Source organism: Pseudarthrobacter sp. MDT1-40-2 (assembly GCF_059383595.1).
Genome location: NZ_JBWZCL010000001.1, coordinates 144,937 through 169,473, shown reverse-complemented (window position 1 = coordinate 169,473; position 24,537 = coordinate 144,937). Strand labels below are relative to the sequence as shown.

The following is a 24,537-nucleotide window of genomic DNA, read 5'->3' as shown; positions in this document are numbered from 1 at the left end:
GAATCTTGAGCATGGCGTTCTCCTGTTACGAAGCATGCCTGCCGGTAGAACTTAGCGGCCTGCTTCACACGTTCAAGCCCACCCCTATCGCCCGCCCGAAGCTTTGTTGCCCGGATGGGTCGCTACGTGCGCTGTCACGATTTTGTGCCGCTATATTGATAATTGTCTCTGAGCATAAATTCAGGGGAGTGCGGGCCACAATGGCTCACAAAGTATGGGCCCGGTATTTATGAGGCCGCGCTGCGTGATCATACGGCTTCCACCCATAAGCCGTTTCAGCAGAAGGCAGCCGCATGAAGATGGGTCTTTCCTACGCCGCAAAGGCCGTTAGTTCGGCTGCACTTGCTTCCGCAGCTCTGTTGCTGATTCCGGCTGTTGCTTATGCTGAGCCCGCGACCGAGGCCCCAGCGGCCCCGGACGTTACGTCTTCCGCTGCTTCTCCGGAGGGAGAGCGAAGGTACATCGTCCAATATGGCGAGCACGCGAATTCCGAGGCTGAGTCTGCTTCGCTGGAGCAGAAGGGAATTGAGGTAAAAGAAACTCTTTCCCACGCAATAAAAGCATCAGTTGTCGTAGCTACCCCGGGGGAAATAGAGAATCTGAAGAATTCCGACGTCGTGGCCTCCGTGGAGTTCGACACTCCCGTTTCGGTTTTTGGCGCTACGTCCCTGTGGGGCCTGGACCGGATAGATCAACGATCAGGACGGGACGGTGAATACTCCATCGGCGACGAAGGAGCCGGGGTTCTTCTTTACGTCATTGATACAGGCGTCAACACCTCCCATACGGACTTCGCCGGCAGGGTTCCCACCGGCTGGACCGGAATTCACGACGGCAGGGGATACCAGGATTGCGGAGGTCATGGCACACACGTGGCAGGAACCGTGGCCGGAACGACGTACGGCGTGGCCAAGAAAGCGCAGATCATTCCCGTGCGGGTGCTGCAGTGCGACGGAAGCGGTTGGTCCTCGGAAGTTATGGCAGGGATCGACTGGGCAATCTCCCATCACGCTGCCGGTCAGCCTGCCGTCATGAACCTGAGCGTGGGTGGTTTTACCAACAGTTCATTCGACGAAACCGTGCAAAGTGCCGTCAATGACGGAATTACGGTCGTGGCAGCGGCCGGCAACGACGGAATGGATGCCTGTGGTTCATCTCCTGCCAGGGTCCCATCGGCTATCACTGTAGCGGCCACGAACATTTATGACGCGCAGGCACCGTGGTCCAACTACGGCTCCTGCGTAGATGTGCAGGCGCCCGGAACCTTCATCAGGTCGGCCTGGATCAACTCGACCAACGGATACAACACGCTGGACGGTACTTCGATGGCTGCTCCGCATGTTTCCGGCGCAGCGGCCATCCTGCTGTCCCGCGACCCCGGGCTAAGCCCCTCGCAGGTTCACCGGGCTGTCATCACCAACGCGACGACGGGGCTGATCACGGCCGACAAAGGTGCAACTCCCAACCGGTTGCTGTTCATCCCCGCGCCCACTCCCGCACTTCCTTCTTGTTCGGATCTGCGACCCGGTGGTGCGTGGGCCGGCGTGGGCCTTCATTGCGGACTTCAGGGCACAGCCGGTTCCGCCGCTTCTCCTCCTGAAGAGTTGATAACGCCCACTGAAGATCCGGCGGCAACTGCCGTCGAAGTGACTGTCGAAGTGCCTAGCGAAGCGCCGGGCCAAGCTCCTGAGTCCACTCCGGAAGTGGCAGCTCCCATTGAGAAGTCCGCCCCCGCTCACGAACTTGAAGAGCGAGCCACAGTTCCAGAGCCTGAACCTGCGCACACTCCGTTGTCCGCCGAACAGGTTCAAGCCGCCTCCCCCCGCAGCATCGCTGGAGCCGACACCGGGAAGCAGGACGCAGCGGTTGCCCCCGACGTTATAGCCCCTGATGCCGTGGCGGATGAGGAGACCCGGCTACGCGCGGCGGCGAACCAGTCGGGAAGCGCAGCCGTGAGCTCATCTTCCGTCCCGGCGACCGGTGGCGCCGCTGCCATCGCCGCCAATGAAGCCGCGATCGAAGGCGCCACGGAGCTCAAGGCCGCCACCGGAACAGATAATGCCGCCTGGGCTGTTATTGCCGCGCTGGTTCTCGCGGCACTCCTGATTGCCTTCGCTATCTTGAGTCGCCGGGGTAAGACAGGGTAGGCCAAGTACTTGTCTCCAAGGTGGGCCGCTTGCCGGCCACCGGTGAAGATAACCTTGAACCACCTTTGACCAGGCATGGCTTCCTTTCGCCACATAGCGGACGCCCGTTCAGGAAGGCTCAGCCGGGGTACTAGCATGGCTTCAGTTGAACCGCTCAAGCCACGCGGCGGACCCACACCCCGGGGTGCTTCTACAGACGTTAGGTTTGCCGCGTGACAGATCGGTCCCACCTTCAAACCACCAGTAAGCAGTCACCGCGAAGCCTGAAGTACATTCTCATGCTTGGCGCCCTGGCCGCGCTCCCTGCCGTCACTACGGACATGTACCTGCCCACCCTGCCCGCAGTGGAGGCTGATCTCCGAACGTCCCAGACCGCCGTCCAGCTGACGTTGTCCGGAACCCTCGTCGGGGCGGGCATCGGCCAGCTGGTGATCGGCCCGTTCTCGGACCGGTTCGGACGCCGCCTGCCGCTGTTCATAGGCATATCGCTGCACGTGGTCATTTCCTTGTTGTGCTCCATCACGCCGAACATCGAAACGCTGACAGGGTTGCGCGTGCTGCAGGGGTTCTTCAACGCGGCCGCTGCCGTGGTGGCGCTCGCTGTGATCCGTGACCGCTTCGTTGGTTCGGCTGCAGCCCGGCTGATGTCCCGGCTGATGCTGGTGATCGGCGTCGCGCCGCTCCTGGCCCCCACCGTGGGCCAGGCCATCGCCGGGCTATGGAACTGGCGTGCCATTTTCTACGCTTTGGCGATCATCGGCGTGGTCCTGGTGGCGATCGTCTGGAAGTTTATGCCGGAGACGCTGCCGCAGGACCGACGCAGTCCCGGCCACCCCAGGCATGTGGCTGGCGCCTACTGGGCGCTGCTGCGGGACAAGCAGTTCATGGCGTTGGCGGTCATCCCCGGGCTTGGGCTTGCGATGATCATGAGCTACGTGGTGGGTTCCCCTTTCGTCTTCCAGAATGAATACGGCCTCACCGCCCAGCAATTTGCCCTCGTCTTCGCGTTTAACGGGGCCGCGCTGGTCCTTTCGGCTCAGCTGAATGCCGCCCTGGTTCGCAAATTCGCTCCCGTCAACCTCCTGCGCACCGCCCTCCTGGTGCAGTTGGGCTTAGCCCTGCTGCTGCTCGTAGTGGTAGCGACAGGGGTCGGCGGACCGTTCGGCCTGATCGCAGGTCTGTGGCTGGTCCTGTCAGCCCAGGGCATGATTCCGGCAAATGCCTCCGTGCTGGCCCTACACAATTACGGCCACATGGCGGGAACGGCGGCAGCGGTTATCGGGGCCCTGCAGTCCGGTGTCGCCGGGCTCGTCAGTCCCTTGGTTGGGGTTTTGGGCGGAAATGCGCTGTCGATGATCACTGTCATGATTGGCTGCTGTCTCCTGGCCGTGATGGTGCTTGCGGCCGGGACTCCTGCCTACCGCAAGGGCGGCTGGCCGGAGCACACGGGACGGGATGATGACCGGCGGGTCAGTCCCGGCGATCGGTGAGATCAGCCTTTGCCGGTTCTGCCAAGCGCTGGTACCCGGTTGAGACGGCGAGTGCCTTGCGCGTTACGCCCCGGCCCCGCTGAGTGCAGTCAAGGTCCTGGTGCTCCTGTCCCACAGCCTGGCCTGTGAACACTGCCCGCCGGTTCTGGCGTCCAGGGCATCAAGGGCTGCGCCCAGCTGGTGGCCGGGGATGCGACGTGCCAGCGTAACGTGCGGCGTCCAGGCATCTGGCTCTGTATGCGCGAAGGCGCCGGTGCAGTGCCCGTGCAGGGCAGCATGCAGTGTCAGCAGGGTCCGCGACATCACCACCGCCCGCGCCAGCACGTACTTGCCCCGTCCCGCATCAAAAACTACAACCCCGGCAAACCGGACATCAAACGGCAACCCGTTGTCCCACAACTCCTGCGCACCGGGTCCAAGACTAAGCTCGGCTCCCGCGGCCAAGGTGATGTGGGGGCTGTTGCTGGGGGAGGTGTGGGCAGCCAGGCTGGGCAGGCCCAACTCCGCCAGCCGTGCCCAGTCAGCCCTGATCTGGTCATCAAGGGACGCGTCGAAGGTCAGCTCAACGCTTCGCATGCAACCGTCACCAGGACTCTTTCCCGGCTCCCCGAACCAGCTTCCGTGCCGCATGGCCGATGATGGAGCTGTACGTGGGATAGGCGAACTTCACCCGGGCAAGGGTGGCTACGTCCGTGCCGGCCGCCATCGCCGACGCCACCGCCTGGATGACCTCCACCGCATTTTCACCTACCGCATGGGCGCCGAGGATCAGCTCCCGGTGCCGGTCCGTGACCAGCTTCAGGAAGCCCTGTTCCCGGTCGTCGATAATGGGCCGTTCCACCGATCCATAAGGCACGACGACGACGGCGCACTCCGCGTCGCGTTCCTTCGCCTTCGCTTCGGTGAGGCCAACGCCGGCATAGTCGGGATCGGTAAAGCCGCCCTCCGGCAGCAGGTGGTGCGGGCTGGTCCGGTGCGCACCCAGGACGGCGTTTTCGGCGGCGGTTTCACCTTCAAACACCGCGGCCTGCACCAGCATGGAGGTTCCGTTCGCGTCGCCGGCGACAAAGATGTGCGGGACATTGGAGCGAAGGTAGTTGTCCACGGGAATGGCGCCCCTGCCGGTGGTGACGCCTGCCGCCTCGAGGCCGAGGCTTTCCATGTTTGCCGGCCACCCTGCAGCCATGACGACGGCGTCCACCTGTGCCGACTGCGCGCCGTCCTCCCGCTGCCAGCGGATCTCGAGGCCGCCGTCGTCGTGTCTTTCAATGCCGTCCACCCCGCCGATGCCGACGTCGACACGCACTCCCCGGGAACGGAACCCGTCCGTAACTGCGGTGGAGACGTCGTCGTCCTCTGTGGTGAGGATGCGCGGCGCGAGGTCCAGCAGGGTGACCTGGGAGCCGAGGGCATCGAAGATGGTGGCCAATTGTGCGCCGGTATGGCCGCCGCCAATAATCGCGAGGGAGCGCGGCAGGTCAGGAAGGTCCAGGATTTCGTGGGGAAGTACGGCAAGCTCAGCGCCGGGAATGGGCAACCGGCGGGCACTGCCACCTACGCAGAGAATGATCGACGAGGCAGTGACCACGCGCCCGTCGATCGAAACCTCCTGCGGACCTGTGAATGCCGCATCCCCTTCCAGAAGCGTGATTTTTAGCCGCTGCATGGTGTCGCCATACGCTTTCGCTTCCAGGACGCGGTCCACGGTGGCGCGGACCCGGCGGACCAGTTGCGGCCAGTCCACGGAAGGTTCGTGCAGCACAATCCCATAGTCCCGGGCGGTACGCACCTCCCGGTACAGGCGTGCGGTCTTGGCCAGCACCCTGGTCGGCACGCAACCGGAGTTCACGCAGGTGCCACCCAGGCGTGCACGCTCCACGACGGCGGTACTTGCTCCCAGCTCCGCTGCCCGCGTTGCCGCGGCCATACCCGCCGGTCCCGCTCCGATCACCAGCACGTCAAAATCCATATCGGCCTCCATGGCTTCCATCCTGCCCCAACCAACGGCCTTTGGTCAGGGGTGCAGAGCGCGTAGCCCGGCCTCAGAAGGCGTAGCGGATCCGGCAGTACGGTGCGATGTCGTTGATCAGCGCAGTCAGTTGCCGTACGTAAGCGCCCTTGGTTCCGGTGCGGTACCGGACGTTGGTGAAGCCGTTGGAGGAAACTTTCGCTTCCTGCAGTTCCGGGCGCCACAGCACTTCCTCGGCCTTCGGATGCCAGCCCAGGTTCACTTCGTGAAGCCGCTCGTTGTGGGTCAGAAAGATTACCTCGGCTGCGAGTTGCGCTTTAGCGGCGGGTGTCAGGGTCGCATCGAGCTGGCGTAGCAACTGCTCCCAGTCACTGAGCCAGGTGTCGGTGATGATGACGGGGGAGAAGTTCACGTGCACCTCATAGCCCGCCTCGACGAAGTCGTTGATCGCGGCCATGCGTTCGGCCACCGGCGAGGTCCGCACATCGATCGACTTGGCAAGGTCCGCGGGCATCAGCGAAAAGCGGATCCTGGTGTGGCCACCGTGATCCCAGCTGAGCATGGCCGGGTTCACGTACTTGGTGGCGAAGGACAGTTTGGCGGTAGGGAGGTCGCGGAAGAGGGTGACCAGGTCCTCGACGTTGTCGCTGATCAGCGCGTCAACGGAACAGTCGCTGTTTTCGCCGATGTCATAAACCCAGAGTTCGGGATCGCACTGGTTGGGTTCGAGTTTGAGGCCCTGGCGGTTTACATGGCGCTCAAGTGATCTACTAATCTGGTCGATGTTCGCAAACACGGTCACCGGATTGCTGTACCCCTTGTGCCGGGGAACGTAGCAGTACGCGCAGGCCATGGCGCAGCCGTTCGCCGTCGACGGCGCAATAAAGTCCGCGGACCGGCCGTTCGGCTTGACGGTCAGCGCCTTTTTGACCCCGAGGATCAGCGCTTCAGTCTTGATTCGGGACCAGCGTGGCACGTTCGTTTCATCGCCGTGCACTTCCGGGATGTTCCAGTGGTTTTCAACGGGCACCACCTCCGCATCCGGCCAACGCGCGACAATCTCACGACCCCTGGGCAGTTCCAGGGCGGCACTCTGCGCGTAGATGCGCCGGATCTGCAGAAGCCGGTTGAATTCCATGCTTCAATTCTCCCAAATCGCTGGTCTCCGCAACGGAAATTAAGCCGACGGCGGCATCCGTAAAATTCCCGGCAACTGCCCTTGCTCCACTACCATGAAAGGTGAGCTGCATAACACTCCAAACCCGGCCGAATGACGTCGTCCCGAGGGCGGCTGTGGCAGGGCCGGGTACGTGAGGAAGCATGATTGTGGGATCGGTACGGATTGGGCACCTCCTCAGCGGACGGTATCGGGTCGAAAAGTTAATTGGCATCGGAGCACAATCAAGCGTCTACCGTGCTGCTGACCAGTTGCTCCGCCGCGACGTGGCAGTCAAGGTATTCCGTCATCACGACGGGGACGTCGAGCAGGTCCGCCGGCAGGAAGCGGAGGTGCGCATCCTGGCAGGCATGAGCCATCCCGCACTGGTCACCCTTTTCGACGCCGGTGCGGATCTGAGCAATCCGGATAATCCCCTCAGCTACCTGGTCATGGAACTGGTCCGCGGCCCGGACCTTCGCAGCCAGGGGGCTGCCGGTCCCATGTCGGCCGCACGCATGGCTCATATCGGGCATGACCTTGCCGACGGATTGGCTTACATTCATCACCACGGAATAGTGCACCGGGACGTCAAACCCGCCAATGTCCTGCTGGTGGAGGATGGCAGCGACAGCAGATTGAAGGCCAAGCTCAGTGATTTCGGCGTCGCGCTTTTGCTGAGCGATGGCCACCCTGCGCCGGCGGGAGCTTCGTCCGGTACACCGCACTACCTCAGCCCGGAACAGGCTGTTGGAGAGCAGCCAGGGCCCGCCAGCGACGTCTACTCCCTTGGGCTGGTCCTGCTGGAGGGGCTGACAGGAAAAATCACCTATCCCGGTGCTCCCATCGAATCAGCGGTGGCCCGTCTGCTGCGGGATCCCCACATACCTGAAGCAATAGCTCCCAGATGGGTCAAATTGCTGACGTTCATGCTCGCCCGGAACCCCGCGGACAGGCCCACGGCGCTGGAGGTGTCGCTGTCCCTGCGGAAGGAAATCGCCATCAATATGGGCCGCCGCAGTATCGAATCCACCGGGGCGGTACAGGACGAAGAGGGGAGAATGCGCGCCGTCCACCGCTACCGCATCCTGGATACTCTTCCGGATGGGACATTTGACCGCGTGGTGGCAGTTGCTGCCCGGATGTTCGCGGTACCCGTGGCAATTGTCAGCATCGTTGACCATGACCGCATCTGGTTCAAGGCCCACCACGGCACCGATTTGGAGGAGACTGGAAGGGATCCCGGCTTGTGTGCCTCGGCCATCCTTCAGGACAAGCCCTGGGTGGTGGAAAACGCAACACTCGATCCGCGCGCCCTGGCCAATCCGCTGGTAGCCGGCGAGGCGAACATGAAGTTCTACGCGGGGGTGCCGCTGCGGACGCCTGACGGATACAACTTGGGAACCCTGTGCGTCCTGGACCGGGAGCCAAGGGAATTCAGTGCTGACGATGCCGAAACCTTGGAGAACCTGGCCGCGATCGTTATGAATGATCTGGAACTCAGGCTCCAGACGATGCACATGCTCGCCACGACTGAGAAAGCGGAAGCGGGCAGATAGAAGGTGCGGTGACTACCTGGTTTGGGCATGGCAGACTTCAAAGTGCCGCTCAAGCCGTTGCGGCGCCCACGAAAGAAGCGCGGATGCCGTTGTCGCCCGTGCCAGTCCAGCTAAGGAATGACATTGATCTTCATCACCGCAAAATTCCCCGTCCAGCCCGAACACGCAGATGCCTGGCCGGAAATCTCCAGGGCTTTCACCGAGGCGACCAACGCCGAAGAGGGCTGCCTGTTCTTCGAATGGTCCCGGTCGCTGGATGAGCCGAACACCTACGTGCTGATTGAGGCGTTCCGGGATGACGAGGCCGGCGGCACCCACGTACAGTCGGCACACTTCCGGGAAGCTGCCCGCACCCTGCCGCAGTACCTGGCGGCGACTCCGGACATCATCAATGTCAAGGTGGACGGGTGGTCCAAGCTGGCGGAGCTGGCGGTCGACTGACAGGAACTGGCCAGATCATACTGCGCGCTGGCCAATACAAGTAAGTATGCTTACTGTTGAGGGAAGAACATATTGCAGGTGTCCCGGTTCTGTGCGGGACAGACGTAGGAAGGCGCGGACTGTGGAGAGCAGGGCTAAAGCTGCAGGACACCCTATTCATCAGCAGATGGTGGTGTTTCCCCTCGGATTACTTGCAACCGCAGTGGTGTTCGACATCATCGGCCTGCTGTTCAGCACCGAGCAATTCACCTCGGCCGCCTACCTGATGATCGCCGCCGGGGTCCTGGCCGGTCTCCTGGCGTCGGTGTTCGGCACAATCGATTACCTGGCCATTCCGGCAGGAACCAGGGCCAAAAGGATCGGCCAGCTGCATGGCGGAGGAAATCTGGTCCTGCTCGCACTTTTCGCGGTGAGCTGGATTATGCGGGCGGGAACGGAAGCCAATGTCCCTTCCACCTTTGTTCTGATCCTGGAAATCATCGCTCTTTTGATTTCCTTTGCCACGGGCTGGCTCGGCGGCGAGCTGGTGGGCCGGCTGGGCGTAGGTGTCGATAACGATGCAAACCTTGATGCTCCCGCGAAGCTGACTACCGGAATCTCCGTCAGGGGTGCCGGCGGGGGCGAGAAGCTCTAGTCAACAACAATGCCCTTCGGGCCTGTTCTAAGGTGGATTTTATGAGCAGTTCAGACAACGAGACACTTGGCAGCCCTGTTCCCGAACCGGACGCAGGCCTGAACCGCGACCCCAAGGAATGGGTGACGGGCGACGAGCCCATGACGGCTGCCCAGCGCAGCTACCTGGACACACTGGCGCGCGAAGCTGGCGAGGAGATCCCAGCTGACATCAGTAAAGCCGAGGCTTCCGAGCACATTGACCGGCTGCAGCAGCGCAGCGGCCGACTTTCCGGCGGCGGCGTCGAAAAGCAAATCGGAGGCTGAGCCGGCAGCTGGCCAGCCGAGCCTGGCGGCTCCATCAAAAACATGCGCGAACTCATTGTCCTCGGCACTGCCTCGCAGGTTCCCACCCGGACCCGGAACCACAACGGTTACCTGCTCCGGTGGGATGGGGACGGCTTGCTGTTCGATCCGGGTGAGGGGACGCAGCGGCAGATGATCCACGCAGGCATCTCAGTCACCCAGGTGACGCGCATCTGCCTCACCCATGTGCACGGCGATCACTGCTACGGATTGCCGGGCGTGCTCTCGCGCATGGCGCTCGACGGCGTTACGCACCCCGTGCATCTGCATTATCCGGCGTCGGGCCAAGACGTGGTCCGTGCCCTGGTATCGGTCGCGACCCCGGGCCTTGACCTGCAGTTCCACCCGCACGGGGGCGCTGGGGCCATAGCCGATGGCCTCGAGGTCCGGCCGCTGAAGCACCGTATCGAGACCTACGGCTACCGGCTTACGGAACCTGACGGCAGGAGCCTGCTGCCGGAGCGGCTTTCCGCGGCCGGGATATCCGGGTCGGACGTCGGGCGCCTGCAACGGGATGGGGCTCTGGCCGGGGTGCGGCTGCAGGACGTCAGTGTTCCGCGGCCAGGGCAAAGCTTCGCATTTGTGATGGATACGGCCGAATGCGCGGGGGCTGAGGAACTGGCATCCGGCGTTGATCTACTCGTGGCCGAATCAACCTTCAGTGATGAGGACGCTGCGCTCGCGGAAGAATACCGCCACCTCACCGCCGGTCAGGCAGGAAAGTTGGCGGCCAGCGCCGGCGTCGGCACGCTGGTCCTTACGCACTTCTCTTCGCGGTACGGGGACGATACCTCACTCCTTGCCGGTCAGGCGGCTTCGCGGGCGGCAAGTTCCGCGGTTATCGCGGCTATGGACATGGACAGGATCGGGCTTCCCAAGCGCCGGCAGCGGTAGTCCCAGCAGCCCATGGAGGTGGGTGCCGGCTTAAAGAGGAGCGGCCCCCACCCTCGCCGTCAACGTGACGGTGAGGATGAGGGCCGGTACCAGCTGCGCTAAGAGTTACGCAACGCGGACGAAGGAAGCTCCGCTGAGCCAGCTAATGGAGTGGACCTCGGTCTTGTTACCGTCCACGCCACCGCTGACGACCTGGCCGTCACCGGCGTAGATGCCGACGTGGCCGGCCGTGATGACCAGGTCACCGGGGGCCGGGGTGGAAACAACGCTGCCGAAGGCGAAGAAGTGGCTGGGAGCGATGTCGCCGACGCTGATGCCGACGGACCGGAGGGCCTTTTCAACCATCGCGGTGCAGTCCTGGTAAGTACCAAGCTGGCTGTACGCGTTTGCCAGCAGGGCTGCTCCGGTACCGGTACCGGTTGACGCTGCAGTGGAGGACATTGCAGTGATGTTGACCGCCGAGGCGGCCGGAGCCGGGGCGGGTGCCGGTGCGACTGTGGTGGCTGCTGCAGGTGCTGCCACAGCCGGTGCTGCTGCTACGGAACCTGCACCAGGAATCTGGATCTGGTCACCGGGGTAGATGATCGTGGTCAGACCCAGGCCGTTGACAGCCAGAACGTCGTTCAGGCTAACGCCGTACGCTGCGGCAATTTTGCCCAGGGTGTCACCTGAAACCACGGTATGGATGTCGGCCGCAACAGCTGCTGCCGGCGCGACGGGTGCTGCTGCAGCCGCTTGAACGGTGACGGAACCGGACTCATCCACTGCGTTGACGCTTGCCTGGGCAGGGGCGCCAATGCCGAAGATCAGTCCGGAAGCCGCGGCAACGGCCAGGGCCGGGCGACCAACGGTAAGGGCGTGGGACTTGGCCGAGTGGCTCAGGCCTGCAAGGGCGACTGAGCCGGCAGGGGTTGCCCGGTGACGGGCGGTGATAGCGTTTTTTGACACGGTTGATTGCCTCTCCCATGCCTGCGGGGTGAGCTGTCGGGTTCGGGTAGGAGATACCCGGCCGGTGTTCTCTGCTGAACAGAGCAGAACCGACTTAACCCCAAGGCCTCAGAAATGAAGCCGCGGAAACTTGGTTCCCCCGTCCCTGCCATGATCAAGCGATGGGGTCCCGGATCCAGTGGCAGGGCTCGGCATACTGGCGGGAATGTCCCGAGTTGGGCGGGACACCCATCGACATTACCTTCTTCTCCGCCCCTATGTCACATTGGGATAACGGAATGGGCTTTTCGGCGTGTCGAGTCCCTCCGATGTCACGTGTCCATATACGTCTCGTTTTCTTGCTCGCGACCCGCGCCGGCTAACTAAATCGGGAAGTTCCAGATGCAGGATCGGGTAGGGGCGGCCGTCACCGTCAAGCACGCTACGGCGCACCTGCACGAATCCTCGGCTGATGTAGAAGCGGTGAGCGTCCGGGTTCTGCTCGTTCACGTCGACTCTGGCAACCCCGTTGCTCGCAATTGCTTCAGCCAGCAGTGCGCTGCCAATCCCATTCCCACGGACATCATTCGAGACGAACAACATTTCGAGGTTTCCTTCTGCAATGCCTGCGAAGCCGACAGGCCTTCCCCCATGTTCGGCCACGACCAGAGTCACGGCCGGGAAGTAAGCCGAAGCGAGGCTGCCTTCGATGCGCTTGAAGTCGGCTTCTTCGAGGAAGTCATGCGTAGCGCGAACGGCGCTGCGCCAGATCTCGACCAAGGCAGGATATTCCGAGACGCCCAGGGCTGGCCGGATAGTGAATTCGATAGTGTGGTTTTGCATCTTTGACCTTTGTGAAGCTGCCGCGTGATACTGATGACAGCCTGTCAGTGGGCCCGGACCATTGTCCATTTGGTGTGCCGAATGCTTTTCCTGGGGTCCAGCGTCTTAGCTGGATGCGGTGCGGCGACCAGGTGAATCCACAAAGGTCCGCTTCAGTCGTGCAGGTAGGCTGGGGAACTATGCCTCCTTCTGCCTTCAGAGTCATACGTCCCCTGCTCGCGGGATTCCTGGCGCTTGCCCTTGCGGGTACCATCGTGCTTCCCTCAGCCACCGCAGACGAGGCTCCGCCGGGCGGCTACCCCAGCTGGCAGGACGTCGAAAAGGCCAAGCAGAATGAGTCGGCCACTGCCTCCGAAATCGCCACCATTACCGGACTGCTGGACGGGCTCCGGTCCCACTCCGAAGAGCTGGGAGACGCGGCGGTGGCTTCGGCCGCAGAGTACGCCATAACCCAGGATGCCCTTGCTGCGGCCACAGCGAAGCTCGAGCTGGTTACCGCCCAGGCCGCTCGGGCCAGCGCCGAACTTGCCCGCTACAAGAAAGAAATCGGTGGCCTCGCAGCCGAGTCCTATAAAACCGGCGGCACCAACATGGGCATCTTCGTGGCCCTGGACGCCGTCCAGTCCGACAGCGTCCACGGCCTGAACATCGTTCAGATGGTGGGTGATAAAACAGCGGCACTGGTAGCAAAGGCCGCCGCTGCAGAAAAAGCAGCCCGGGCCCGGGCCGGCCAGGAACGCGTAGCCCAGGCTGAGCGCGAGCGCCTTGCAACCGAATCCACATCGAAGCTGGATGCCGCGCGTACCGCCCAGGCCGCCGTGGCCACCCATCTGGAGGAGCAGCAGAAGCACAGCGCCGAACTCACCGCCCAACTGGCCTCCCTGAAAGGAACGACGGCCACTGTCGAGTCTGAATTCCGCGACGGTCAGGTGGCGCTCGCGGCCTACCAGGCCGCCCAGGCCGCTAAGCGCGCCGCTGCGGAGGAACAAGCCCGCCAACAGGCAGCGGCCGCTGCCCGCGATGCGGCTGTTGGCCGTCCGGTTCAGGGATCCGCCAACCCGGCACCTGCCGCCCCTGCACCGCCCGCCCCGCCTGCCGCCGTCGTACCTGCTCCGCCGCCCGTCACTGTCACCCCTTCGCCGCCGGTAGTCCCGGTAGTGCCCGGAGGCGCCGTCAACGATCCCGCCGGTGCGAAGGCCTACGCCTCCTCCCGGCTGGGTGCATTCGGCTGGGGCCAGGACCAATTCCAGTGCCTGGTGAATTTGTGGACCAAGGAATCCAACTGGCTCACCACTGCCACCAACCCATATTCAGGCGCCTACGGCATTGCCCAGTCCCTCCCGGCCAGCAAGTATGCCAGCGCCGGCAGCGACTGGCTCACCAACTACCGGACCCAGGTGGAATGGGGCCTGTCCTACATACAGGACAGGTACGGTTCGCCCTGTGCGGCCTGGGAGCATTCGGTGGCGGTGAACTGGTACTGAAGTGGTTCCGGCCGTGAAAGAGCAGGTGGAGCAGGCCACCGGATTCCTTGACCGCACCCTGCAGAACGAAGGTGCCTGGTACAGGGCGGATGACGTCGAATCCCGGCTCGGTGGCGTCCTGGCCTCATATGGCTCTTCCATCGGCGCTGTCCGTGGCACTGTCCGCGACGCGCTGAACAAGTTCAGGGAGTTGGACCACGACGGCGTCACCATGCTGGCATCCGCCCTTTGGGGGCGTCCCCGGCCGGAAAGCAAGCCAGTCTTTGAAAGGCGTCTCGCCGCCGTGGTCCTGCTGCAGTCGCGGGTGGGTCTCCTTCGGCATTCGGACTTGACGAGGATCGAAGGCTTCCTGCGTTCTGCCGAAACCCAGGAGCTTGCCGGGCCGCTGGTCAACGACGTCATTCTGCCGCTGCTCGCCGCGCTGAGCGGGCGGAACCGGCAGAAGGCCGACGTCGTTATTGCCCGCTGGCGGCAGGATGCAGACCCGCGGTTGCGGCAGGCCGCCCTGCTGGCGAAACCGTCGGACCCACCCTAAGTCGCTTTATGGTGTGGGGTTGCCACCGTTGACATTCAGTGTTTCGCCCACCACATAGCTTGACTCGGCCGACGCCAGGAACACGTAGGCCGGCGCCAGCTCTGCCGGCTGTCCGGCGCGGCCCAGCGGCGTGGACTGGCCAAACTCAGGCAGCTTTTCCTTGGGCTGGCCGCTGCTGACCTGCAGCGGCGTCCAGATGGGTCCGGGCGCCACCGCGTTGACACGGATGCCCTTCGGTGCCAGCTGCTGCGCGAGACCCTTGGTGAAGTTGTTGATGCTGGCCTTGGTGGTGGCGTAGTCAATCAACGTAGGTGACGGGTTGTAGGCCTGGATCGACGTGGTGTTGATGATGGTGGAGCCGGCCGGCATGTGCTTGACGGCCTCCTTGGTCAGCCAGAACATTGCGTAGACGTTGGTCTTCATGGTGTGGTCGAACTGCTCGTCAGTGATGCCGCCGATCTCTTCCTGAGCGACCTGCTTTCCCGCATTGTTAACCAGGATGTCCACGCCGCCAAGGACCGCAATTGCGGTGTCCACCAGTTCGCGGCAGGTGGCCTGGTCCTTCAGGTCACCGGGTACCTTGACTGCTTTCCGGCCGGCGGCCTCGATGATGCCGGCAATCCGAGCCGCGTCCTCTTCTTCCTCCGGAAGGTAGGACAGTACGACGTCGGCACCCTCCCTTGCGAATGCGATGGCGGTGGCCGCGCCGATTCCCGAGTCAGCTCCGGTGATTATCGCTTTCCGACCGTCAAGCCTGCCGGTACCGCGGTACGTTTCCTCACCCAGATCAGCTTTGGGTGTCAGTTCTGCATCAAGGCCGGGCTCCGGCTGGTGCTGCTTGGGCGGGGAAATCTCCGGGTAGGCGGTCACGGGGTTCCGGAAGGTGTACTGGTCCGTCATGGTCGCTCCTCTTGAGTGGCTTGACTCTGCACCTGCAGGCGATGCAACTGCAGACAATGGCATCTGCAAACAATGCTAAGCATGCTTACGTTCCTAGCCTAGGGGTGGCCAGGCGTTTATGCCAAGCCGGACCCACCTACGGATGCGGCCTGTCAGACTTGGAGGATGAACTACGATGCAGCAGCCACCTCAGACGCGCGTATCGACAGTGCGCGGAAGGCCGAGGCGCTGTCCTCCGAGGCTCCGCCGAGTATCAGAAACAAGCCCCGGGACGCGGGTGACGCCTGGGTGGACGGCGAGCGCGGCCGGTTCTGGGGCCGCTTCGGAGCCGCGGGAGTACTTGCCTACGATCCTGCCAAGGGCGTGCTGCTGCAGCATCGCGCGGTCTGGAGCCACAACGGCGGAACCTGGGGGCTGCCGGGCGGCGCCCTGCATCAGGACGAGGATCCGGTGACCGGAGCCCTGCGGGAAGCATCTGAGGAAGCGGCAGTGCCTTCGGACGGCGTCGAAGTCCTTTTCACGTCGGTACTGGACCTGGGCTACTGGTCCTACAGCACGGTGGTGGTGCAGGTGACCGAACCCTTCGAACCGGTGATCAGCGATCCGGAAAGCATCGAACTGCGATGGGTTCCGGTTTCCGAGGTCACCGCCCTGGACCTTCATCCTGGCTTCGCCGCGGCCTGGAATTCACTGAGCGCCAGAATGCTGGCACTGGCCGGTCAGTAGCCGTATTCGGCGGTGACCAGAATGGGGAGGTGGTCTGACTTCCCCCGCGGCATCGTCTGCACGCTGGTGATGTTCAGCCCCACGGACGTCGCGAAGTCAAAATGACCCTTGAAGACCTTGTAACGGGTGTAGGTCCGCTTGTCACTCAGTGACAAGGCATAGCCCGAGTTCTTCATGTGGGTGTCCAGCTTTTTGGTGAAGAAGGGGTAGTTGAAGTCACCCACCATGAGCGTCATCAGGCCGCTTCCCATGGTGAGCAGTTCCGCATGCGCGGCGTGGATCTGCTTGCGGCGGAGCGAGTTTGAGGCGGTCAGCGGGGCGGCGTGGAATGAGCCAATCACCAGATGGTGGTCTGTTTCGTTGTCCACCACGCGGGTGCCGATCAACCGCTCGTGGGCGGGGGCCAGGATCCTGTCATGAAAGGACTTCTGCAGGGCAAAGGACTGGGTGCTGACAGCCGTAAAGCGGTCTTCACGGTAGTAGATGGCCAGTCCCAGGCGGTTGGTCTTCGTGGTGTCCGCGAGTTTCAACGGCCCAAGGGTGGCGGGCAGGTCTTTGGAATCGCACTCCTGCAGGCACATTGCATCCACGCCGAATTCGGTGGCCAGATGCAACAGTTCGCTGCTGGCCGCGTGCTTGCGGAGGTTGTAGCTGATGACGCGCATAAGGAACCACTTCCTCCAAAGGTTGATGTCACGAACAGGCAACGAGTCTAACCATAACGGCTGCCCGCAAGCTTTCTGGCGGCAGTGCCGTTACAAGGCGATAAAGTGAATTCCAGACTTGATTGACGCCATTGAAAGGGCTTTTTCCGTTGACTGCTGATCCGTCGGGCCTTGCTGAAGGCGATCACTACTACAAGTCGCTGGGCGAGGGCCGCTACCGGTCCACGATCCACGCCCAAGGTGCCTGGAACGACCACGAGCAGCATATGGCGCCCGCCTCGGGCATCATGGCCCACGCCTTGGAGAACTTTCAGCCTCGGCCGGAATTGCGCATGGCCAGGCTTAGCTACGAGATCCTGGGCCTGATCCCGGGCGGTGAATTCCAAGTCACCACCACACTGCTGCGTCCGGGAAAGACCATCGAACTGGTGCAGGCGGAGCTCACAGCCAACGGCCGCCCGGCCATCCGTGCCACCGCCTGGCGGATGCTGACTTCGGATACGTCGGAAGTGGCCGCCGTCGAGGATCGCCCCATCCCCGGCCCCCACGATTGCAAACCCTATGACGCCGCGACCATCTGGCCCGGCGGCTACATCCGTTCGCTGGAATTCCGGGTAGCGGACGGACACCGCCCCGGCGCGGGCACCGTCTGGCTGACTACGCCGCACCCGTTGACCGACGGAGGTACGCCCAGCGATCTTGCGCGGCTGGTCGGGCTCGTGGACACTGCCAATGGCATAGCCACCCGGGTGCCTCCAGGCAAGGACAGCTACGTGTTCCCCAATCTGGACCTGCAGATCCACATGTACCGCAAGCCCGCGGGGGAGTGGCTGGGGCTGGAGAACAAAGTGTCGTTCGGCTCGGACGGAATCGGGCTTACTTCCAGCGTGCTGCACGATCTCCAGGGACCCTTCGGGCGCGCCGAACAGATCCTGACGTTGCGCAAGAGCTGAAACGCCAATGACCGCGACAGAGGCTGCAGGATTTTCCCACACCGGCGCCCGCCCGGTTCTGGCTGTTATGAAGCAGCAGGAAACGCTCGGCGCCGCCGGAGACCTTGACCGTGCCCTGGAGCTGCTTGCGCAGGCGAAAGGAGGCCGGATCGGCCCCACCCTGAGGCTCTACCGCCCTGAGCCAACGGTGGCATTCGGCCAGCGGGATGCCAAAATGCCGGGCTTCGAGGCGGCGACGCAGGCCTGCCGGCGGCTGGGGTTCGAACCGCTGGTCCGCAAGGCGGGAGGCCGCGCGGCCGCCTACCATCGCAGCAGCCTGGTGGTGGACCATATTGAGCCCGCCGCGGACGCGATCTCCGCAGTAAAAGCGCGCTTTGGCCTGTTCGGCAGCCTGCTGGCCGGAGCGCTGCAGAATGCCGGCGTAGATGCTGCTGTAGGCGAAATTCCCGGCGAATACTGCCCGGGAGAATTTACTGTCCACGGTGTGGACCCTGCGGATTCCGCACACCGGATCAAGCTGATAGGCACCGCGCAGCGCGTTGTTGCCGGAGCCTGGCTTTTCAGCTCGGTGATAGTGGTGGAGGACTCCGGCCCCATCCGTGAAGTCCTTACCGATTGCTACGCCGCGCTCGGCCTCGACTGGGACCCGGCAACGGCAGGGGCAGCCAATGACCTGGTCCCGGGCATCGACGTTGGCATCGTTGAACAGGCCGTCATCGATGCCTACGCCGTACACAACCGGCTGGAATTCACCTGACCTCCCTGTCGCGGGCACTGCCGGGCAAAAACAGATCAGGGCCGGGGGATACCCGGCCCTGATCTGCCTCTTAAACTGCTCCCACTGCGGGAGCTGCAGCTGCTAAGCGGCCAGCCGGCTCTTGACCTCGGCGGCTGACGGGTTGGTCGCGGCAGTGCCGTCCGGGAACAGGACGGTGGGTACCGTGCGGTTGCCGCCGTTGAGCTGTTCGACGAGGTCCGCGGTACCTTCCACTTCCTCGATGTTGATCTCCGTGTAACCGATGCCCTGGGCATCCAACTGCTTCTTCAGGCGGTTGCAGTAACCGCACCAAGTGGTGGAAAACATGGTGATGGTGCCGGTCTCGGGGGTGAAATCCACGAAATTCTCCTAAACGATGGGGTTCTCGACTGTCTCAACGGTAACCCGCATCGGAAGTATTCCCGTCGCCGTGGCCGTGGATGCGCCCGGATGACAGCGGTTGCCGCGGTCCCGGATGACACTCGTCGGTGACGATGGCATGCTGGTGCCATGTGTGGACGCTACGTGATGGCCAGGGCGGTCGGAGACCTGCTGGCCCAGTTTGACGCCCGGTTGGAGGAAGAACTGGAGGTTCCGCCGTCGTGGAATGTGGCGCCGACGGATCCGGTGCCCATCGTCCTGGAGCGGATATTGGACGGTGATACTGTCCGCCAGCTTCACGTGGCGCGGTGGGGACTGGTGCCGTCGTGGGCCAAGGACCCGAAGATCGGTGCCAGCATGATCAACGCACGCAGCGAATCGGTGCTGGAGAAACCCGCCTTCCGCAAAGCGATCAAGGCCCGCCGCTGCGCTGTTCCGGCCGACGGCTACTACGAGTGGAAAAAGGGCGCCGGAAAGGCCAAGCAGCCGTACTTCGTACATCCCGGCGACGGCCACGGACTGGCCTTTGCCGGGTTGTACGAATGGTGGAGAAACCCGGCCGTACCCGAAGGGGAACCGGGGCAGTGGATGCTGTCGACGTCGATCCTCACAACCGATACCCCACCTCCGGGATCCGAGTCGACGGTCTTTGGAAAGCTCACCGAACTTCATGACAGGGTTCCGCTGCCCATGAGCAAGGAAGCTATGGAGGCCTGGCTGGATCCTGAAGCTGACGACGCCGCGGGTCTGGTTGATTTGGTCAGGTCCGGAGTCAAGGACGCGGCGGCGGACTGGCATGTCGATTCGGTGGGTCCCGCCGTCGGGAATGTGCGCAATAACGGGCCTGAACTCATCCAGCCCGTGGAGGCACTGTTCTAACCGACAGGCTCCAAGACTCCTGCATAACGCCGACAGGCAGGTGCGCACATCACCCGGACGACGGCGCGAAGCGTTCGACTACGGCAAGCAGGCTCGCTAGTGTCGAGGAATGGCCGCAATTTACGGGAATGATGAAACAACAGAGACGCTTTGGCCGACAAGGAACAGCTCGCCGCAGTCCGTGTTGCTGTTGATGAAGTGGATGAGCAGATCGTCACGCTGATCGCCAGGCGGGAGCGGCTCATCCGCATTGCCGGAACGCTCAAGGGAGACGACGCCGAGGTCCGTGCGCCAGGACGCGTTGAGCGGATTATTGAGCACGTCAGGGACGCCGCCGAAAAGAAGGACATCGATCCGGACATCGTGGAGCGGACCTACCGGGAAATGATCTCCGGTTTCATCGAACTGGAGATGAAGGTCCACAAGCAAAGCAGCTGAAGCTAGAGCGCTTCCTCAACGGGAACGCCTGACTGGAACTCCCTGCCGTCAGCTTCGCTGAAGGCCGATATCACATGCCCCTTGCCTAATCCATGGATGGCGTCGATGGGGAAATGGCCGGTAATCGTGTTGCCTGAGTGGGTCACCCCGCCCAGGTCGTAGTTTTCTTCAGTACCCTGTTCATGGTTGAACGAGTAGAAGGCAATGGCCTCCCCGTTCATAAATTCGATCCCCAGCCGTCTCTGTGACGAGTAGTCCGGGCTGGCAGCGACCAGCCCAACCACATAAGCGCCCGATCCCGGGATGTTGCCGTCGACGTCGAAGCGGGCAATGAGATCGGAGCCGTTGGCCTCGATGTTGACCTTTTTGAGGAGTGCGTCATGGGTACTCATGCCACCATCCTGCTCCCCGCAGTGGTGTCCGTCCACCCCATGTAGTTTTTGTCCTGGGCCGGGCGTAGACTTTGGTTATTCGAATATGTGTTCGAGTGTTCTTGAATAATCCGTTTGAGTAGCAAGTTTTAAGTGACCAGTTCCAGGAGGTGCCATGGGCATGTTCAGCGAGTCGGTAGACGTCGTCTGTACCACTGCCGGGCAGCCGTTGCGGCTTCGGTGGGCCGGCAGGGAGTACACCCTTTGTGCCGATCCGGTGCGCTGGTATGAACGGCGCCAGTGGTGGGCGGAGGAAAGCCGGGCTCCGCTGGGCTCCGGCCCAGGACTGGTGGACCACGAAATCTGGCGGGTCCAGGTCCGGGAGGACACCCCCACCGGAAGGAAACCTGCCCCCGGGCCTCAATCAGAATTGCCGGACAGCCTCACGCTTGACCTGGTTCGGCACGCGGCCAGTGGCCGTTGGCGGCTGCTGCGTATCCACGATGCCCTTCGATCCCAAAGCGCATGACCTTTACCCACCTCCACGTCTCCACCGCCTTCAGCGCACACTATGGCGTTTCCTGGCCGGATGAACTGGCCCAGGCCGCCGCCTCGGAAGGGGCCACCGCGCTCGCCTGCACGGACCGGGACGGCCTCTACGGCACTGTCAAACACCTTAAAGCCTGCATGAGCGCAGGAATCGATCCCATAGTCGGGGTGGACCTCGCGATTTTCGACGACGAGGGCGATCTCCGCACCCAGACCTCCGGCAGGGTAGTGGTACTCGCCCACGGGCACAATAACGGAGCAGGTTACCGGGCGCTGTGCCGGCTTATTTCTGACGCGCACGCCCGCACCTCCGGCAAAGCCGGAGGCGCGGTCCCGGTGGCGGTCACCCGCGCGGAGCTCGCGTCCCGGGTGCTTGATCCCGTTACCTTGAAGCCGGTCCTGACCGTGCTGCTGGGACCCGATTCCGACGTCGGACGTGCCATGGGCGGCCGCCGGTACCTCCGCCCCCGCACCCTTTTCAAACAGTGGATCGACGCCATGCCGCCGCGCTCGCTGGTTGCCGAGGTTGTCTCCCAGCTGAGCGCTCCTGGCCAGCCCATGAGTACCGCACAGGCCGTCCGCATGCTCCGGCTGGCCGAAGAGCACCACGTCACCGCGATTTTGAGCAACGCGGTCCGCTACTGTGCCGAAGACGGTGCGGCTACGGCCGACGTCCTGGATTCGGCCCGGACCCTCAAATCCCTGCCTGAGCTTCTCTCCGCCGAGCCCGTCCTCGCTCCTAATGGCCAGGCCTGGCTCAAACCGCCGGCACTGATGCGGGAGCTCGGCAAGGAAATCATTTCCGCCGCCGGGTACGGAGGTGCAGACCTCAAACAGATCCTGGCCCAGACCGAGGCGCTCGCAGACCGTTGCCGCTTGGATCCGGTAAGTGACATGGGCTGGAAACAGCCAGTGGTGCCGGAGGCATCTGTCATTGGCATTGACCAGGAGCCTTATCTGGAGCTGAGCCAGCGGTGCGAGGCCGGCATCGGCAGGAGGTTCCCGGGGATGACGGGCAAGGCTGAGGCCCTCATGCGCCACCGGCTTGACCATGAACTGACGATCATCCAAAACCTTGGTTTTTCCTCCTACTTCCTCACAGTGGCGGAGGTGTCACGGATGATCCAGGACATGGGCGTCAGGTCTGCCGCACGTGGCTCGGGAGCATCCAGCCTGGTCAATTACCTGATTGACGTCAGCCAGGTGAACCCGTTGCAGCATGACCTCATCTTTGAGCGTTTCCTCTCCCGGGACCGGGCCACCCTGCCGGACATCGATATCGACGTCGAAAGCGCCGAACGGCACAACGTGTACCGGCGGATCTTTGAACGGTTCGGTTCGGAACGGGTCACCCTGATGAGCATGCAAAACGGCTACCGGGCCCGTGGCGCGGTCAGGGACGCCGGCATGGCACTGGGGATGGACAACGACGACGTCGGCCAGATTGCCAAGCAGCTTTGGCGGTTTTCGGCGCGGAACTTCCGTGAAGCGCTGGTGGAAAAACCCGAGTTGAGGGAGTTCGCCGGGCGGGTGGAGCAGCGGGACTACAGCGAGAACCAGCAGCTCGACATGCTGGTGGACCTGACGGAGCGGCTGGACCGGTTGCCCCGGCATATTTCCATGCACCCCTGCGGAGTAATCCTGGGGGATGCCACGCTTCTGGACCGGACGCCCGTCCAGCCAAGCGGCCTTGGCCTGCCCATGAGCCAGTTTGATAAACACGACATGGATCCGATGGGCATGCTCAAGCTGGATGTCCTGGGCGTCAGGATGCAAAGCGCCATGGCCTTCGCGGTGCGGGAGGTGATCCGCATCCATCCGGGAAAGGCGGAGGTGGTGGCTGCCGGCCGCCACCCCGCCGGCCAGGATGGCCGAGGCCCGGACTATATTGCAGAAGACGGCCACATAGATCTCAACGCCGTGCCGTTGGATGATGAACCCACCTATGAACTGATCCGCAGCACCCACACCTTGGGCTGCTTCCAGATTGAATCGCCCGGGCAGCGTGAACTGATCGGGAAAATGGCTCCCCGGAATTTCAACGATCTCATCATTGATATTTCGCTCTTCCGGCCTGGCCCCATGCAGTCGGATATGGTGCGGCCGTTCCTGGAATCCCGCCATGGCTTTGCGCCGGAGGTCTATCCGCATCCGGACCTGTTGCCGGTGCTCCAGGAAACCCACGGTGTCACGGTGTTCCACGAACAGATCCTGAAAACCTTCAACGTGATGACGGGCTGCGGGTTGGCCCGGGCAGATGAATTCCGGCGTGCTTTAGGAAACGAGGCACGGGAAGGGAAGGTGGAGGAGTTCTTCCGGAAGGAAGCCCATGCCAAGGGCTACTCCCCGGAGGTAGTGGACAAGGTCTGGGGCACGCTGAAGGCCTTTGGCAGCTTTGGTTTCTGCAAAGCCCATGGGGCTGCCTTCGCAGTGCCCACATATCAGTCGGCCTGGCTGAAGGCCCACCACCCCGAAGCCTTCCTGGCCGGTCTCTGGGAGCATGATCCAGGGATGTACCCCAAGCGGCTCCTGGTTTCTGAGGCACGCCGGCTGGGAATCCCCATCCTGCCGCTGGACATCAACCGCAGCCATGCCGAATACCGGGTGGAACGCGTTGAGGAGGGGCCGGACCGCGGCAAACTGGGGATTCGGCTGAGCCTCAATGGAATCTTCGGGCTGTCCGCAGTGGAGCTTAAACGGATCGTGGCCGGCCAGCCCTACGACTCCCTGGCGGACCTCCGGGCCCGGGCCCGGATAACCAAACCCAGCATTCGCAGGCTTGCCCAGTTGGGCGCCTTCGATTCACTGCACCGCGGATCCGGCGGGGAGGCCAACCGGGCAGACCTCGTCCAGCATCTGCGGAACCTTCACAACCTCCAGAGCACCTCCGGCAGCCGCAGGGGCGTGGAGGTCGTGGAAGGGCAGTTGTCCCTGCCCTTGGGGGACGTTGAACTGCGGAACATCAAGCCCGGACTTCCCCAGCCCACCCTGGTGGACCATGTCCGGGCAGAGCTGGACCTCATGGCCGTTGATGCCAGCGGCCACCTGATGGAGAGCCACCGCCCCCTGCTTGACCGGCTGGGTGTCACCACCGCAGACAAACTCCTGGGACTGCGCAATGGTACCGAGGTCCTTGTTGCCGGCGTCAGGGTGGCCACCCAGACGCCGCCCATGCGTGGCGGCAGGCGGGTGGTATTCATCAGCATCGACGACGGCACGGGCTGTGTTGATTCGGTGTTCTTCCACGAGGCGCAGGAGCAAGCCGGGCCTTTGCTGTTCGGAACCCGGTTGCTGCTGGTCAGGGGAATTACCAGGCGAACCGGGCCCCGTGGCATCAGCCTGAGTGCGTCCATGGCCTGGGACCTCAGCAAGGTGGAGACCCTGCCGTTCCCCGGCCCTGCTCCTGCCGGTCCTGAGGTCCCGCATCCTCTGGAGGGTATCCGGCAGACCCTGGCGATCACCGGCTTCAGTGGTTGATAGCATGGACGATGGCTG

At 63.1% G+C, this 24,537-nt stretch carries 25 protein-coding genes and 1 riboswitch; of the genes, 16 read left to right on the top strand and 9 right to left on the bottom strand.

The genetic code is table 11. The features are described 5' to 3' along the window. Positions 1–293: 293 nt before the first annotated feature. Together AC50X5_RS00765 and AC50X5_RS00760 are read left to right on the top strand one after the other, a co-directional pair. The gene (locus AC50X5_RS00765; RefSeq protein WP_494974301.1) at positions 294–2,147 is read left to right on the top strand and encodes a S8 family peptidase; all 1,854 of its coding nucleotides are present in this window, start codon (positions 294–296) and stop codon (positions 2,145–2,147) included. 212 nt (positions 2,148–2,359) lie between these two features. Next, positions 2,360–3,637, top strand: coding sequence for a multidrug effflux MFS transporter (locus AC50X5_RS00760; protein WP_494974300.1), 1,278 nt, complete (start codon positions 2,360–2,362; stop codon positions 3,635–3,637). Between the two features lie 63 nt (positions 3,638–3,700). Here AC50X5_RS00760 and AC50X5_RS00755 read toward each other — a convergent pair whose 3' ends face one another. The 3 genes from AC50X5_RS00755 to AC50X5_RS00745 form a co-directional block, all read right to left on the bottom strand. Continuing rightward, a complete protein-coding gene (locus tag AC50X5_RS00755; RefSeq protein ID WP_494974299.1) occupies positions 3,701–4,213 on the bottom strand; it encodes a 2'-5' RNA ligase family protein in 513 nt (170 codons plus the stop codon). A 7-nt stretch (positions 4,214–4,220) separates the two neighbouring features. Beyond that, positions 4,221–5,618: a dihydrolipoyl dehydrogenase family protein gene (locus tag AC50X5_RS00750; RefSeq protein ID WP_494974298.1), complete on the bottom strand. Its 1,398-nt coding sequence runs from the start codon at positions 5,616–5,618 to the stop codon at positions 4,221–4,223. A gap of 61 nt (positions 5,619–5,679) precedes the next feature. Beyond that, positions 5,680–6,744 carry a spore photoproduct lyase family protein gene (locus tag AC50X5_RS00745; RefSeq protein WP_494974297.1) on the bottom strand — a complete coding sequence of 355 codons (1,065 nt, stop codon included), beginning with the start codon at positions 6,742–6,744 and terminating at the stop codon, positions 5,680–5,682. Between the two features lie 182 nt (positions 6,745–6,926). Here AC50X5_RS00745 and AC50X5_RS00740 point away from each other — a divergent pair, with 182 nt between their 5' ends. From AC50X5_RS00740 to AC50X5_RS00720, 5 genes are all read left to right on the top strand, one after another. Beyond that, positions 6,927–8,321: a GAF domain-containing serine/threonine-protein kinase gene (locus AC50X5_RS00740; protein WP_494974296.1), complete on the top strand. Its 1,395-nt coding sequence runs from the start codon at positions 6,927–6,929 to the stop codon at positions 8,319–8,321. 123 nt (positions 8,322–8,444) lie between these two features. After that, complete coding sequence (locus AC50X5_RS00735) at positions 8,445–8,762, top strand: putative quinol monooxygenase (RefSeq protein WP_494975188.1); 318 nt, start codon at positions 8,445–8,447, stop codon at positions 8,760–8,762. A gap of 121 nt (positions 8,763–8,883) precedes the next feature. Then, positions 8,884–9,396 carry a DUF2231 domain-containing protein gene (locus AC50X5_RS00730; protein ID WP_494974295.1) on the top strand — a complete coding sequence of 171 codons (513 nt, stop codon included), beginning with the start codon at positions 8,884–8,886 and terminating at the stop codon, positions 9,394–9,396. A gap of 41 nt (positions 9,397–9,437) precedes the next feature. Next, entirely contained in the window at positions 9,438–9,701 is a 264-nt protein-coding gene (locus AC50X5_RS00725; RefSeq protein ID WP_494974294.1) for a DUF3072 domain-containing protein, read from the top strand. A gap of 42 nt (positions 9,702–9,743) precedes the next feature. Next, positions 9,744–10,634: a ribonuclease Z gene (locus AC50X5_RS00720; protein WP_494974293.1), complete on the top strand. Its 891-nt coding sequence runs from the start codon at positions 9,744–9,746 to the stop codon at positions 10,632–10,634. 105 nt (positions 10,635–10,739) lie between these two features. Here AC50X5_RS00720 and AC50X5_RS00715 read toward each other — a convergent pair whose 3' ends face one another. After that, positions 10,740–11,582 carry a LysM peptidoglycan-binding domain-containing protein gene (locus AC50X5_RS00715; protein ID WP_494974292.1) on the bottom strand — a complete coding sequence of 281 codons (843 nt, stop codon included), beginning with the start codon at positions 11,580–11,582 and terminating at the stop codon, positions 10,740–10,742. Between the two features lie 3 nt (positions 11,583–11,585). Next, positions 11,586–11,753: riboswitch (cyclic di-AMP (ydaO/yuaA leader) on the bottom strand. Positions 11,754–11,837: 84 nt separating this feature from the next. Continuing rightward, the gene (locus AC50X5_RS00710; RefSeq protein WP_494974291.1) at positions 11,838–12,404 is read right to left on the bottom strand and encodes a GNAT family N-acetyltransferase; all 567 of its coding nucleotides are present in this window, start codon (positions 12,402–12,404) and stop codon (positions 11,838–11,840) included. Between the two features lie 179 nt (positions 12,405–12,583). On the opposite strand from AC50X5_RS00710, the gene AC50X5_RS00705 reads away from it, so the two are divergent. After that, entirely contained in the window at positions 12,584–13,888 is a 1,305-nt protein-coding gene (locus AC50X5_RS00705; protein ID WP_494974290.1) for an aggregation-promoting factor C-terminal-like domain-containing protein, read from the top strand. A gap of 13 nt (positions 13,889–13,901) precedes the next feature. After that, on the top strand, positions 13,902–14,423 hold the full coding sequence (locus tag AC50X5_RS00700; RefSeq protein WP_494974289.1) for a DNA alkylation repair protein: 522 nt from the start codon (positions 13,902–13,904) through the stop codon (positions 14,421–14,423). A gap of 6 nt (positions 14,424–14,429) precedes the next feature. Here the strand turns inward: AC50X5_RS00700 and AC50X5_RS00695 are convergent, their stop codons facing one another. Next, positions 14,430–15,323: a glucose 1-dehydrogenase gene (locus tag AC50X5_RS00695; RefSeq protein WP_494974288.1), complete on the bottom strand. Its 894-nt coding sequence runs from the start codon at positions 15,321–15,323 to the stop codon at positions 14,430–14,432. Between the two features lie 165 nt (positions 15,324–15,488). Here AC50X5_RS00695 and AC50X5_RS00690 point away from each other — a divergent pair, with 165 nt between their 5' ends. Further along, positions 15,489–16,049, top strand: coding sequence for an NUDIX domain-containing protein (locus AC50X5_RS00690; protein ID WP_494974287.1), 561 nt, complete (start codon positions 15,489–15,491; stop codon positions 16,047–16,049). Here AC50X5_RS00690 and AC50X5_RS00685 read toward each other — a convergent pair. Beyond that, the gene (locus tag AC50X5_RS00685; RefSeq protein WP_493985354.1) at positions 16,043–16,714 is read right to left on the bottom strand and encodes an endonuclease/exonuclease/phosphatase family protein; all 672 of its coding nucleotides are present in this window, start codon (positions 16,712–16,714) and stop codon (positions 16,043–16,045) included. The two genes, AC50X5_RS00690 and AC50X5_RS00685, sit on opposite strands and share 7 nt — an antisense overlap. Positions 16,715–16,863: 149 nt before the next feature. Here AC50X5_RS00685 and AC50X5_RS00680 point away from each other — a divergent pair, with 149 nt between their 5' ends. Further along, entirely contained in the window at positions 16,864–17,667 is an 804-nt protein-coding gene (locus AC50X5_RS00680; protein ID WP_494974286.1) for a thioesterase family protein, read from the top strand. A gap of 7 nt (positions 17,668–17,674) precedes the next feature. After that, positions 17,675–18,424, top strand: a complete 750-nt coding sequence (locus AC50X5_RS00675) for a lipoate--protein ligase family protein (RefSeq protein WP_494974285.1) — start codon at positions 17,675–17,677, stop codon at positions 18,422–18,424. A 102-nt stretch (positions 18,425–18,526) separates the two neighbouring features. Here AC50X5_RS00675 and AC50X5_RS00670 read toward each other — a convergent pair whose 3' ends face one another. Next, positions 18,527–18,784, bottom strand: coding sequence for a mycoredoxin (locus AC50X5_RS00670; RefSeq protein WP_463933662.1), 258 nt, complete (start codon positions 18,782–18,784; stop codon positions 18,527–18,529). 150 nt (positions 18,785–18,934) lie between these two features. On the opposite strand from AC50X5_RS00670, the gene AC50X5_RS00665 reads away from it, so the two are divergent. Together AC50X5_RS00665 and AC50X5_RS00660 are read left to right on the top strand one after the other, a co-directional pair. Beyond that, entirely contained in the window at positions 18,935–19,684 is a 750-nt protein-coding gene (locus AC50X5_RS00665; RefSeq protein WP_494974284.1) for an SOS response-associated peptidase, read from the top strand. A 150-nt stretch (positions 19,685–19,834) separates the two neighbouring features. After that, positions 19,835–20,122 (top strand): chorismate mutase, encoded by a 288-nt coding sequence (locus AC50X5_RS00660; protein WP_494974283.1) that lies wholly within the window; start codon positions 19,835–19,837, stop codon positions 20,120–20,122. 2 nt (positions 20,123–20,124) lie between these two features. On the opposite strand, the gene AC50X5_RS00655 is transcribed toward AC50X5_RS00660, so the two are convergent. Then, positions 20,125–20,514, bottom strand: coding sequence for a hypothetical protein (locus tag AC50X5_RS00655; RefSeq protein ID WP_463933656.1), 390 nt, complete (start codon positions 20,512–20,514; stop codon positions 20,125–20,127). A 154-nt stretch (positions 20,515–20,668) separates the two neighbouring features. Here AC50X5_RS00655 and AC50X5_RS00650 point away from each other — a divergent pair, with 154 nt between their 5' ends. Then, positions 20,669–21,022 (top strand): hypothetical protein, encoded by a 354-nt coding sequence (locus tag AC50X5_RS00650; RefSeq protein WP_494974282.1) that lies wholly within the window; start codon positions 20,669–20,671, stop codon positions 21,020–21,022. Beyond that, positions 21,019–24,519 carry a DNA polymerase III subunit alpha gene (locus AC50X5_RS00645; RefSeq protein ID WP_494974281.1) on the top strand — a complete coding sequence of 1,167 codons (3,501 nt, stop codon included), beginning with the start codon at positions 21,019–21,021 and terminating at the stop codon, positions 24,517–24,519. The genes AC50X5_RS00650 and AC50X5_RS00645 overlap by 4 nt, the downstream gene beginning before the upstream one ends. Positions 24,520–24,537 lie beyond the last annotated feature (18 nt).